Origin of the sequence: Kitasatospora sp. NPDC101235 (genome assembly GCF_044767505.1) — a bacterium.
Taxonomy (GTDB): domain Bacteria; phylum Actinomycetota; class Actinomycetes; order Streptomycetales; family Streptomycetaceae; genus Kitasatospora.
This window is the reverse complement of record NZ_JBIWNZ010000047.1, coordinates 1-13,104: the sequence shown is the minus strand read 5'-3', so window position 1 is coordinate 13,104 and position 13,104 is coordinate 1. Positions and strand designations below refer to the sequence as shown.

Annotated in this window: 4 protein-coding genes and 1 pseudogene; 2 read left to right on the top strand and 3 right to left on the bottom strand. The window is 70.9% G+C overall.

Annotated elements, in window-relative coordinates; all coding sequences use genetic code 11:
• Positions 1-214: 214 nt before the first annotated feature.
• The gene (locus ACIRRH_RS40620) at positions 215-460 is read left to right on the top strand and encodes an NADAR domain-containing protein (RefSeq protein WP_403078020.1); all 246 of its coding nucleotides are present in this window, start codon (positions 215-217) and stop codon (positions 458-460) included.
• Positions 461-537: 77 nt separating this feature from the next.
• Here ACIRRH_RS40620 and ACIRRH_RS40615 read toward each other — a convergent pair whose 3' ends face one another.
• The gene (locus ACIRRH_RS40615; protein ID WP_403078017.1) at positions 538-5,151 is read right to left on the bottom strand and encodes an FG-GAP-like repeat-containing protein; all 4,614 of its coding nucleotides are present in this window, start codon (positions 5,149-5,151) and stop codon (positions 538-540) included.
• 412 nt (positions 5,152-5,563) lie between these two features.
• On the opposite strand from ACIRRH_RS40615, the gene ACIRRH_RS40610 reads away from it, so the two are divergent.
• On the top strand, positions 5,564-11,851 hold the full coding sequence (locus tag ACIRRH_RS40610; protein ID WP_403078015.1) for an RHS repeat-associated core domain-containing protein: 6,288 nt from the start codon (positions 5,564-5,566) through the stop codon (positions 11,849-11,851).
• A gap of 345 nt (positions 11,852-12,196) precedes the next feature.
• Here ACIRRH_RS40610 and ACIRRH_RS40605 read toward each other — a convergent pair whose 3' ends face one another.
• Positions 12,197-12,514: an integrase core domain-containing protein gene (locus ACIRRH_RS40605; RefSeq protein ID WP_403078013.1), complete on the bottom strand. Its 318-nt coding sequence runs from the start codon at positions 12,512-12,514 to the stop codon at positions 12,197-12,199.
• Positions 12,498-13,016 (bottom strand): annotated as a pseudogene (locus ACIRRH_RS40600) (IS30 family transposase); the annotation flags it as partial. The gene ACIRRH_RS40605 and the pseudogene ACIRRH_RS40600, both read right to left, overlap by 17 nt.
• Positions 13,017-13,104 lie beyond the last annotated feature (88 nt).

Sequence of the window (13,104 nt, the reverse complement as noted above, 5' to 3'; positions counted from 1 at the left end):
ACGACAGCTTCATGGATTTCCGGGCTGGCCTGATCGCCCTCGGGCGGGAGGGGTCGCAGGTTCAAATCCTGTCGTCCCGACCAGCGTTTTCGCAGGTCGTAGGTCGCTTTCACCGAACGGTGGAAGCGGCCTTTTTGATGTTCCGTCGGCTGGTGGTCGCATGGTGGTCCCGCTGCTTTCCCGGTGAAGTCGTGCGGCGGGTCGGGCGGGTCCTGTGGGTAGGGCGGGTGATGGGTCTGGTCCCGGTTTTTGGGGTGCGCCGGGCCGTGGCGGCCAAGTCCCGGGCGCACGCAGCCTGCTGTCCACCGGCGACGAGGAGATCGTCGAGGACACCGGCACCAACCACTACTGGGGTCGTGGAAGGACCGGAACCGGCAGGAACATGCTCGGGCGGATCCTGATGCGCACCTGGCACCAACTCCGGGCCGAAGCCGGGGGAGGCCGCGGTCACGTCGGGTAGCGCGGGGATGGCCCGCCCGCCGGCCTCCGGTGGGAGGCCGACGGGCGGGCCGTGGCGGGGCGGGAGGGGCGGGGCGGTTACAGGAGCTGGACGCCCGGGGCGGTGGCCCAGTAGCCCCAGTCGTGGCCGGGATCGGGGCAGGTGGCGGTGAAGTTGCCGTCGCCCTTGGAGGTGGCGACCGGCAGGCAGTCCCACCCGGCGCCGCCGGTCAGCACCAGGTCGGTGCGGCCGTCGCCGTCGAGGTCGCCGGAGCGGATCTTGATGTCCGGGACCGACGCCCAGTAGCCCCAGTACCCGCCCTGGACGGCGTTGCAGGTGGTGGTGAAGGAACCGTCGCCGTTGGAGGCGGCGACCGGAACGCAGCCGGGGTCGGGTCCGCCGGTGAGGGCGACGTCCGTCCGGCCGTCGCCGTTGAAGTCGCCCGCGACCGCCTTGACGCCCGAGGCGCGGGACCAGCCGGCCCAGTTCAGGCCGGGGGCGCCGCAGGTGGCGGTGAAGCTCCCGTCGCCCTTGGAGAGGGCGAGCGGCAGGCAGGTCGTGGTGGTGCCGCCGGTCAGGGCGAGGTCGGTGCGGCCGTCGCCGTTGAAGTCGCCGGACATCGTCTGCACGCCCGGCTCGGCGGCCCAGCTTCCCCACGAGCCGCTGCTGAACGCGGTGCAGGTGACGTTGAGGCTGCCGTCCGCCCTGGTGAGCGCGACCGGCAGGCAGCCGAGGTTGGGTCCGCCGGTGAGCGCGATGTCGGTCCGCCCGTCGCCGTTGTAGTCGCCGGTGACGACCTTGACGCCCGGGGCGTGCGCCCAGGTGGTCCAGGACGATCCGGTGCCGGGGCAGCCGACCGAGAAGCTGCCGTCGCCCTTGGCGTAGGCGATCGGCAGGCAGCCCCAGTTTGTTCCGCCGGTCATGGCCAGGTCGGTGAGGCCGTCGCCGTTGAAGTCGCCGGAGAGGAACTGCACACCGGCGTCGGACGCCCAGTGGCTCCACTCCGGACCGTTCTCGGGGGCGTAGCAGCTGACGTCAAAGTTGCCGTCGCCCTTGGAGACGGCGACCGGCAGGCAGGTCCAGCCCGCGCCGCCGGTCAGGGCGATGTCCGACTTGCCGTCGCCGTTGTAGTCGCCGGAGACGGCGCGGACGTTGGCGGTGTGCGCCCAGTAGCCCCAGTTCCCGCCCTGGGGGGCGTTGCAGGAGGTGCTGACGGTGCCGTCGCCCCTGGAGGTGGCCACCGGGAGGCAGGACCAGTCGGGGCCGCCGGTGAGGGCCAGGTCGGTGCGGCCGTCGCCGTTGAAGTCGGCGGCGTGTTCGGTGCGTTCGCGCAGCAGGCGGTTGCCGAGCGGTGACGGGCCCTCGACCGTGTAGGCCGCCCAGGCGCCGACGCCGATCAGCCGCGGCAGGGTGTCGAGCCCGGTGGCGCTGCCGGGGTAGAAGAGCAGACAGCCGGTGGGGCAGGTGGTGGTCCTGGTGGTGGTGCCGTCGTCGGTGTAGCTGACCGTGGTGCCGGAGTCGGCCGGGGTCGCGGCGATCAGGTCGCCGCCGCTCTGGCCGGCGGTGGGGTCGAACCGGCGGAAGGCGACGACCTCGTTCGGGGTCTGGACGCCGTCGTCGTTGAGGTCGACCCAGCCGGTCCGGTCGGTGACCCGGCCCTCTAGGTTGCCGAGCGAGAGGACCTGCGGCCGCCCGGCGAGCGCGCTGCCGTAGGTGGTCTTCGCACCGAGGGTGTAGGCGCCGGCGGTGCCGGTGCCGGGGAACAGGAAGAGCGCGCCGTCGGAGGTGCGGCGGCCGATCAGGTCGGCCGTGCCGTCGCCGTTGACGTCGCCGGGCGCGAGCACGGTGTAGTCGGACCAGGTCTCGCTGCCGAGCTGCTTGCGGCCGGCCAGGTCGAACGGCGCGGTGTGGTCCGGCGTGCGGCCGTCGCCGAGGACCCTGCCGCTGTACAGGTAGAGCTTGCCGCCCTCGACGGTGAGCAGGTCGTTGCCGGGCTTCCCGTCGATGTTGCCCGGGGCCAGGATCTGGGTCGTCGTGGACCAGTTCGGCCGGGTCGGGTGCTTGAGCTCGACCCGCGCGGAGGCGTTGGGACGTCCGAGGCCGTTGCCGGGGTAGATGAACAGCTTCCCGGCGTCGAGGCCGGTGGAGAGCCGGATCAGGTAGTCCTCGTAGCCGTCCGCACCCGCGGTGGCGGCGGTCGCGCCGGTGAAGTCGCCGCGGTGGGTGATCAGCGCGCCGGTGTAGCCGGTGCCGATGTCGGTCCGGTCGGTGTAACCGCCGGTCCCGTTGCCGGCGTAGAGGCGCAGGGTGCCCTCGGGCGAGACCGCGACGAAGTCGGCGTAGCCGTCGCCGGTCAGGTCTCCGGACAGGTCGCTCCTGGCCTCGGTGGCGGCCCAGGGGGTGGTGGAGCCGGGCGGGCGGACATAGGAGGCCGGCGTGGTCTTGATGACGACGGTGTCGCCGGTGACGCCGCTACCGGTGCCGTCGTAGGCGCTGCGGTTGCCCGCCGCGTCGTACGCGACGACGTGCAGCGTGCTCTGCGGCCAGCCGGTCGGGGTGACCGTGACGGTGGCCGACCCGCCGCCGGCGTCGACCCAGTTGCCGTTCTGGCAGCGGGTGTTGGAGGTGGAGATCGGCTGGTCCAGGGTCCAGCAGAAGCCGGCCAGGTTGGTGTCGGTCGCGGTGAACTTCAGGGTCCGCGGGCTGCGGGCCGGCACCTCGGCGACGTCGAGGCGCTTGCCGTCGGTCGCGGTGACGGTCAGCCCGGTGGGCGCCGTCTTGTCCACCGTGAAGGCGCAGTACGGGTCGCCGGGCAGGTAGCCGGACTGGGTGATTCCGTCGCGGGCGGCGACGGCCCAGCGGTAGACGGTGTTCTCCTGGAGCTCGGAGGCCGGCCAGGTGCGGGAGGACCAGCTGTTGTTGCCGACCCACTCGTCCTGGTCGTGGAACCAGGACCAGCCCTCCTTCCAGACCCGGTAGTAGGCGTTGGTGTTGGTGCCGTCCGGGTCGGAGACGCGGGCCGCGAGGGTGAAGCCGTTGTTGCCGATGACGGCGGCCTTGGCCGGGTCGGTCACGCACGGCACGGGCTTGTTGCCCGCGCCCCCCTGCAGCCAGGAGCCCTCGTAGGCGCCGTACTCGTTGACGACCGGGGTGCGGTTGTAGGTGATCTCCAGGTACGGGTTGTTCTTGAACCGCTTGTAGCTGAGGGTGTTGCCCTCCTTGCCCGCCTCGGCGGCGAGGCTGAGGGTGAGGGCGCCCGCGTTCCAGTCGGCCATCTGCTGGACGGCGGACTTCAGGCCGTCCGAGACGAAGTCGTGGCCGAGGTCGTTGGGGCAGTAGTTCGGGTTGCCGCCGGCGAAGCTGTCGGAGGCGACCTTGTTGATCCGGGGGAGCGGGTTGTTCCAGGTCGGGTCGTGGTCCCAGCCGCCGACCACCCAGAGGTCGGTGTAGCCCGCGTCGGAGGCGGTGCAGCCCCAGGAGTGGGTCTCGACCGTGTGGAGGGTGCTGGAGAGGATCTGGGCTCCGCCGAGGCCGCTGGTGTCGACGGTGAAGAAGCTCTGGTGCCGGGAGTCGCCGGAGTAGCCGACGCGGAACTCGTCGGTCGGGTTGTTGGAGGTCCAGCCGCTGCCGGAGACGAACGCGCTGTTGGGGTAGGAGGACGTGGTGAAGGACCACTTCTGCCGGGAGCCGCCGGTGAACACCGGGTCGATCACCAGCGGGAACTGCGCGTCCGGGGCGGTGAGCAACTCGCGGTCCGGGGTGAGCCGGATCTCCCCGGGGGCGACCCGCACGCCGAGGCGGGCGGACTTGACCGGCAGCGCGGGGGGCTCCTGGGGCTGCTGCCCCTCCTCGGCCGCCCCGGCGTCGGCGGAGGCCGGGGCCTCGGAGCCCTTCGCGGACTCGGACTCCTTCGAGACCCTGGGATCGCCGGGCGCCTCGGGGGCCTTGGCGGCCTCGGGCTGCTCCGGGGTGTCCCACATGGTCGGCGCCGGGGCCTGGAAGACGGTCGTGCCGTCCTTGCCCTTGACCTTGATCCCGCCGTCCTCGGCAGCGGCCACCGTGAGGCCGTCGGCCCTGGTGAGGAGTCTGAGTTCGGCGAGGGCGGGATCGGCGGCGGCCTCACGGGTCTTGACGACCAGGTGCTCGGCGAAGCCGTCGACACCCGCCAGGACCTTCAGGTCCACGCCGGGCAGCACCTCGGGGTAGAGGGCGGTGTTGCCGGACACGGTCGGCGTCGGCAGCGGGGCCGGCCAACTGACCGACATGGTCTGCCCGTCACGCGTCAGCGTGGCCAGCGGGGCCGTGCCGCCGCCGGAGAAGGTGATGGGGAACGTCGGCGCGATCGGCGTCAGGCCGCCGTCGGGGGCCTTCCTCAGCGTGGCGTCGGGCGTGCGCCAGGCGCCGTCCACCTTCGCGCGCACCGGCTCGACGTGGCTGCGGCGGGTGAACGTCCCGTCCGGGTTGGCCAGGGTCTCGTTGAACTCGTCGAGGCGCTCGGCGATCTCCACGGGCCTGCCGGTGCGCTTCGCCTCCGCCATCGCCCGGGCTTCCGGTGCCTGCTGCTGCGTCGACCGAGGTGGCACCACTGGCGAGTTGGGTTCGGCGCCGGCCGTCGGCGCGGCGACGGCCAGCGATGTGCCGAGTATCGCGCCGGTGGTGAGAATCGCGAGGAGGCGTCGCCGCCCCGTCGCCGGTCTTTTTCTGGTGCTCATCTGGAGGATCCCCCCTTGGTCCGTTTCGGTGGTGCCGGGGGATGCTATTCGCCTTCGAACGCCGGTGGACAAGGACGCGCCGACAAGCCTTTTTCCGATGGGAATTTCAGGGGGGATCGATCGGTCGAAAGCTGGTGTACCGTCAGGAATCGGGCATGGAAACCGTCTTGGAGTGCGGAACGCCGCCGCTCGCGGTCGCGGCCCGGTGAAAGTTTGGCAATGGACAGTCAATATGGAGGCATGGCATTGGGTGGAAAATGCCAGCAAGCCGACGCGGTGGAGAACGATCTGACGGAACCGCTTGCCGCGCGGGTCGCAAGCAGGCAGGATCGCGCAGGCATTTACGGGGATCGCATGAAGAGGGGGGTGGGGGCGGATGTATGTCGATTCGCCAAGAACGCATACGCCGAGAATGCTCCATCGATGGAGAATCGCCGCGGCGACGGCGACCGCCGCGGCCGTGGTGGTCGGACTGTTCTCGGCGCCGGCGGCGGGTGCCGCCGGTGCGCCGGGCTTCAAGCTGCGGCCGGTCCAGCAGCCGAAGTCGGTGAACGGCCGGGACCTGGACGCCGCGCCGGTGTCCGGTCCGTCGCCGGCCTCGGTCAACTGGAAGCCGGAGCCGGCGAACTGGCCGAAGGCCGCGTCGGTGCGGGTGGACCTGGCCGGTGCGGGGAGCCCGGCCCGGCGGGCCGAGGGGACGCCGGTCGCGGTGGCCGCCTCGGACGGGGGTTCACCGGCCGCGGTGTCGGTGCGGGTCGCCGACCGGTCGGCCGCCCGGCAGGCCGGTGTCGACGGACTGCTGGTCGGCCTGAGCCGTGACGACGCCTCCGCCTCGGCGGGCCCGGTGTCCGTCTCGGTCGACTACGCGCAGTTCAAGGGCGCCCTCGCGGCGGACGCCGCATCGAGGTTGACCCTGGTGAGCCTGCCGGCCTGCGCCCTGACCACGCCGGAGAAGCCGGAGTGCCGCACCCGCACGGCGGTGCCCACGGTGAACGATCCGGTGGCGGGGACGCTGACCGCCCGGGTGGACGCGGCCCCGATGGCCGTTTCCTCGGCGGCGGCGCAGGAGGCGCCGGCCATGACGGTGCTCGCGACGACCGCGGAGGCCTCGCCCTCCGGGCCGATGGGCGACTACAAGGCCACCTCGCTGGCGGCCACCGGTTCCTGGTCGCATTCCGGCAACACCGGTGGATTCACCTGGAGTTACCCGATTTCGGCACCGGCTGTCCCCGGTGGGCAGGTCCCGGACGTCGCGCTGTCCTACAGCTCGGCCAGGACCGACGGCCGGACGGCGTCGACCAACAACCAGGCGTCCTGGATCGGTGAGGGCTGGGACTACAACCCCGGCTTCATCGAGCGCAGTTACGTGCCCTGCGCGAGCGATCAGTACGAGGGCAACAACACGGCCAAGACCGGCGACCTGTGCTGGAAGTCCGACAACGCGACGATGTCGCTGAACGGTTCCTCCACCGCGCTGGTGAAGGTCGACGACCACACCTGGCGGCTGACCGACGACGACGGCTCGCGGATCGAGCGGATCCGGGGCGAGGCCATCGGCAACGGGGACGACGACAACGAGTACTGGAAGGTGACCGACCGGTCGGGCAACCAGTTCTGGTTCGGCCGCAACAAGGCGCCGATCGCGCTGGAGTCGACGGAGGACACCAACGCCACCTGGACGGTGCCGGTCTACGGCAACCACGCGGGCGAGCCGGGCAACGCGGGGACGTTCGCCGACTCGGTGCGGACACAGGCCTGGCGGTGGAACCTGGACTACGCGGTCGACGTGCACGGCAACGCGACGGCCTACTACTACGACCGCGAGACCAACGCGTACGCGCAGAACCGGACGACCGGCTCCGGCGCGGTGCCGTACGTGCGCGGCGGCTACCTCAAGCGGATCGACTACGGCATGCGCGGTGACCTGGGCGCGCCGTCCAAGCCCTCGGCGCAGGTCGTCTTCACCGTGGACGAGCGCTGCCTCACCACCTGCACCAGCTTCGACAAGGCGCATGCCACCGACTGGCCGGACGTCCCGGTGGACCAGTCCTGCGCGGCCGGTTCCGCCTGCCCGAACGTCTCCCCGACGTTCTGGTCCCGCAAGCGGCTGTCCCGGATCAACACCTTCTCGCGCCTGGGCGGCGTGCTCACGGCGGTGGACCAGTGGTCGCTGAATCACACCCTGCCGCCGACCGGTGACGTCTCCACGCCGTCCCTGTGGCTCGCCTCGATCGAGCGGCTGTTCCAGGCCGGGGCGCTGACGGACGTGAAGCCGCCGCAGGCGACGAAGTTCACCGGCGAACCGTTCGACAACCGGGTCGACGGCGCCGAGGGCCGTCCGCCCATGCACAAGTACCGGATCACCAAGGTCACCAACGAGACCGGCGGTGACACCCTGGTCTCCTACCGGCCGACGGAGTGCGTGTACGGCTCGACCCCGGCGCCCGAGTCCAACGACAAGGCCTGCTTCCCGTCCTACTGGACGCCGGAGAACCAGGCCGAGGTCCTCGACTGGTTCCACAAGTACCTGGTGCAGTCCGTCACCGAGGACGACACCACCGCCGGCTCCGGCTCGGAGCCCAAGGTGACCTCCTACGAGTACCTGGGCGGCGCGGCCTGGCACCGCGACGACGGCGAGTTCACCCCGGACAAGAACCGCACCTACAACCAGTTCCGAGGCTACGCGAAGCTCCGCACCCGGGTCGGCTCGGTCAACCGGACGCTCACGGAGATCGAGTACTTCCGCGGCATGGACGGCGACCTGCTGCCCGGTGGCGGCAAGCGCTCGGTCAGCGTCAACGGCGTCACCGACCTGGACGGCTACTACGGCCGCACGGCGAAGGTCTCGACCTTCGACCAGGACAACGGCACGGTGGTCGCGGAGGCGACGAGCACGCCGTGGCTGAGCGACGCCGCCGCGACCTACACGCCCAGGAGCGTCCCCGGCGATGACGGCAAGGCCGGCGCCGAACTGCCGGCCGTCGAGGCCAGGTTCTCGGGCACGGCCGTCGAGCAGACCCGGACCTGGCTGTCGGGCACCACCTGGCGCACGACCAGGCTGAGCCGGACCTACGACCCGGTCTTCGGCCGGGTCACCGCGGTCAGCGACGAGGGCGACACCGCCGTCAGCGGCGACGAGAGCTGCACCCGCACCTCCTACACCGACGCCGACACGGTCACCTGGCTGAACGCCTACCCGTCCTCGGTGACCACCGACTCGGCGCTGTGCTCCACCCCGTCCGGCCCGGCCACCGCGGTGAGCGCGACCCGCACCTCCTACGACGGACGGCCGGTCGGCGCGGCGCCGGTCAGCGGCCGGGCGCATGTCACCAGGTCCGAGCAACTGGAGCGCCACAACGGCTCCACGCCGGTGTGGAACACCACCCTGAACGCGGCCTCCTTCGACCGCTACGGCCGTCCGACCTCCACCACCGGTGAGGACAACCGGACCACCACCACGGCCTACACGCCCGCCGACGGCGAACAGCCCACCACGGTCAAGGTCACCAACCCCGCCGACCAGGTCGTCAGCACGACCTACGACGGCCTGCGCGGCCTCGCCCTCGCCACCACCGACGCGGCGGGCCGCACGACCGCCATGACGTACGACGCGGCCGGCCGGCTGACGGCGACCTGGAAGGCCGGCCGTTCCACCAGCCTCCCGGCGAACGCGACCTTCAGCTACGCCCTGTCGGCCACGGTGCCCTCGGCGGTGTCCACCAAGGTGCTGCTGGAGAACGGCTCGTACCGGGTGGCGACGGTCCTCAGCGACTCCTTCCTGAGGTCGCGCCAGGTGCAGTCCGAGGCGGCCACGACCGGCCGGACCATCATGGACACCTTCTACGACAGCCACGGGCGGCCCTGGAAGACCAACGCCGAGTACTGGAACAGCCTCGGTGTCGCGACCGTGCTCTACTCGGTCGCGGACAACCAGATCCCCTCCCAGACGGTCACCGAGTACGACGGACGGTCGCGTCCGACCGCCTCCGTCCTCATGTCGCTCAACGTGGAGAAGTGGCGCACCACCACCACGTACGGCGGTGACTGGACGTCCGTTCTGCCGCCGGCCGGCGGAACCGCGACGCTCACCCGTACGGACGCCAAGGGCCGGACGGTGGAACTGCGGAACTACAAGGACCGCAACCCGCTGATCGGCGCCGCGGCCACCCAGTACGAGGCGCTGGGCTACGGCTACGACGCCGCCGGCCGGCTCGCCCGGGTGACTGACGCCACCGGGCGGAACAGCTGGACCTACGGCTACGATCTGCGCGGCCGGCAGATCCGGGCCACCGACCCGGACAAGGGCACCACCGACAGCGCCTTCGGTGCGGACGGCCGCCTCGCGACCGTCACGACCGCTGTCGGGGCCGCGGGGCAGAGCACGCTCGGCTACACGTACGACAGCCTCGGCCGCAAGCGGACGATCCGCTCCGGCTCGACGACCGGCCCGGTGCTCGCGGAGTGGGCCTTCGACACCGCCCCCGGCGGAACCGGTCTGCCGGCCGGGTCGACGCGCTACCGCACGGTCGGCGCCACGACCTACGCCTACGCGAGCGCCGTCAAGGGCTACGACACGGCGGGGCGGCCGACCGGCACGACGTTCACGGTGCCGAGCGTGCCGGGCGAGGAGAAGCTCGCCGGTGCGTACACGCTCGACTACACCTACCTGCCGAACACCGGCCTGCCCGCCACCACGGCGTACTCGACCACCAACACCAACGCCTCGACCGCGCTGCCGGCCGAGACGCTGACCGACGGCTACGACAAGTACGGGCAGGCCGGCTCGGTCTCTTCCTCGCTGGGCATCAGCTACCTGGGCGGCGCGCAGTACTCGCCGTTCGGCCAGACCCTGCAGACCCAGCTGGGCACGATCGGCGGCCGGGTGGTCCGCACGCTCACCTACGACGAGCCGACCCGCCGCCTGGCGACGGTGATGGACGACCGCGAGGCGTCCGGCCCGCAGGTCATGACCAGCGCCGGCTACACCTACAACGCGATCGGCGACATCACCCGGATCAAGGACCAGCAGGACGACAAGACGGTCACCGACACCCAGTGCTTCGCCAACGACTGGGCCCGGCGCCTGACCGAGGCATGGACCTCGGGTGACAACTGCGCCACCGGCCCGGCCACGGCCGGCGGCCCCAACCTGGGCGCCGTCGACCCGTACTGGTCCAGCTGGACCTTCGACACGGCGGGCAACCGCGCCAAGGAGACCCAGCACAAGACCGGCACCGCCACCGCCGACACGGTCAGCAGCTACTCCTACCCGACCACCACGGGCGCCGCCCGCCCGCACGCCGCCACCCAGGTGGCCCGCACGGGCTCCGGCGCGGGCACCACCGGCTTCGGCTACGACAGCACGGGCAACCTCACCTCGAAGACGGTGAACGGCGCCGTCCAGCAGACCCTCACCTGGGATCCGGAAGGCCACCTGGCGACGGCCACCCCCGGTGCGACGGCGGGGGCGACCACCAGCTCGGACGTCTACGACGCCGACGGCACCCGCATCCTGCGCCGCGACCCGGGCACCGTCACGCTCTACCTGCCCGGCACCCAGGAGCTGGCGCTGACCACCGCCACCGGCGCGGTGAACGGCACCCGCTACTACAGCGCCGGCGAGGGCAGCGCGGTGCGGACCAGCGGTGACGGCAAGGTCCGCTACCAGCTGGCCGACCACCACGGCACCAACACCCTGACCGTCAACGCCTTCACCATGGCGGTCAACCGCAGGAAGTCCCTGCCCTACGGAGGAGCGCGCGGCGCGGCCCCGGCGGCCTGGCCGGGCGAGCGCGGCTTCGTCGGCGGCACCACCGACACCGCGACCGGCTACACCCACCTCGGCGACCGCGAGTACGACACCGCGACCGGGCGCTTCATCAGCCCGGACCCGCTGATCGACCTCACCGACCCCACGCAGATGGGCGGTTACGCCTACGGCAACCACGACCCGGTGACGCTCTCCGACCCGACCGGCCGGATGGCCTACGACCCGCTGACCGGGGTCTCCGCCGGTACGCCCGCACAGCTTTCGGAAGAGGTGAAGAAGGTCCGCTCCAACCCCGAGTACAGCGACCCCCCGGCGGGGCCGATACAGCTCGGCAGCAAGGACAGGGAGGAGCGGCGGACGTACGCCCTGCTCCAGGAACTGGAGTATCGCGAGAACACCCCCTTCAAGACGAACTGGGATCCGAAGACCGGGATCGACAAGCTCCAGAAGACGAAGGACGACTGGATCGACCCCTCGAATGCCGAGATCGGCATGTGCATGGATCACCCGATCGACTGCCTTGGCGACGTCTACCCCGTGAGGGCCTGGGCGCTGTCCATGTCGAAAGCGGAGTACGCAAACGGAGGGGATACGGACGGCCAGCAGAACGCCTTCCGGCACGCCATCCTCATGGCGCGGTTGACCTACGAGCTGAACGCGAAGCAGGCGACGGCGTGGGGCGACGCCCATGAGGCGTACCACCCCCGGCACGAGCACACCGACCACATGTCCGACGTGGTGAACAACATCAGGGGCCGGCAGATCGGCGAGGAAGCCCGGAACAAGTTCGCGAACGGCAAGGGGGATACAGCCTCCGGCAAGGTGCTTGACTACATCCTTCAGCAGGCCCGCGAGTACGTGAAGAGCGACACGTACGCCCGGCCAAACGATTTCCACGACGGTGACGAGAACTGGGGGCGAAAACTCTGACCTGGTGAACCGCGCGGCACTCGCCGGCCACCTGAGGGACCTCGTTCCCCCGGGTCCGGCGGGCGGCTGACGGACCGCCCGCTATCCGCCCGTGTCCCGGGGCCGACCGGCCCCGGGACACGGGCGGTCGTGTGGCTGCGCCGGTCGAAGTCCGTCACCGGCGTGCCGTGGCGCGTTCTCGTGTTCTCCGGGGCGGATCCCCGATCGGGACGGTTCGGTAGAGGGTCTGGAGCTCCCTACCGGGGGCGGCGCCCAGTTCCTGGTTCAGGCACGGATTTCGGGCTCTGTCGCTGATTGAGGGGTCCGTGCCGACTGAGGTGACCCCCGGATTGTGGACACAGGGGTTTACGCCGCGAGTGAGAGTTTAGCCGTCGTGCGTTGCTGTTGTTCGAACTCCATCGGGGAGAGGTAGGCCAGTGCGCTGTGGCGTCGCCGTGCGTTGTAGTACGTGAGCCACCGCAGGACCGTTATCCGGGCCTGCTCCATCGTGGAGAACAGCGTCCTGTACAGGGCTTCTCGTTTGAGGCTCTGCCACAGGCTCTCGGCCAGGGCGTTGTCGTAACTGGAGCCGACCCGACCCATGCTGCGACGGATCCCGTACCGGTCGCACACGTCCGCGAACGCCGCTGAGGTGTACTGACCGGGTTCAAGGGGTCGTTGCAACACCGCTGTTTTGGAGGGAGAGTAGCTGATCGTCCAGGGCTTCCGCAGGGGTTCGCCAGCCGAGTGTCTTTCGCGGCCGGCTGTTGAGAGCCCCCGCGACGGCTTCAAGCTCGTCGGCGCTCCAGCGGGAGATGTCGGTGCCCTTGGGAAAGTACTGCCGCAGCAGCCCGTTCGTGTTCTCGTTTGTGCCCCGTTGCCAGGGGCTGTGCGGGTCGGCGAAATAGACGGCGATGCCGATGTCGGCCTTCAGCTGGGCGTGCTGGGCCAGCTCCTTGCCGCGATCCCAGGTCAATGAGCGACGTAGCTGCGCCGGGAGTGTGGTCATCCGGGCCGTGAGGGCCTCCCTCATCGCCTCGGCACCGTAACCGGCTAGCGCGGGGCCGTTCTTGACCCGAGGCTCGACTCCGTAGCCTTCCATCCGCGGCAGGTGGACCAGGATCGTGAACCTGGTCGTACGCTCCACGAGCGTGCCGATGGCGGACCGGTTCGTTCCGATGATCAGTCGGGTAGCGGGGACGCATTACTGCGTCCCCGCCCCCTCAGAACCGTGCAAGCAGCTGTTCACCGCACACGGCTCAAGCAAGCCCCGA

Excerpts from the sequence above, each read along its gene's own strand:
- ACIRRH_RS40615 (WP_403078017.1), bottom strand. The coding sequence starts at position 5,151 with ATGAGCACCAGAAAAAGACCGGCGACGGGGCGGCGACGCCTCCTCGCG.
- ACIRRH_RS40610 (WP_403078015.1), top strand. The coding sequence starts at position 5,564 with ATGCTCCATCGATGGAGAATCGCCGCGGCGACGGCGACCGCCGCGGCC.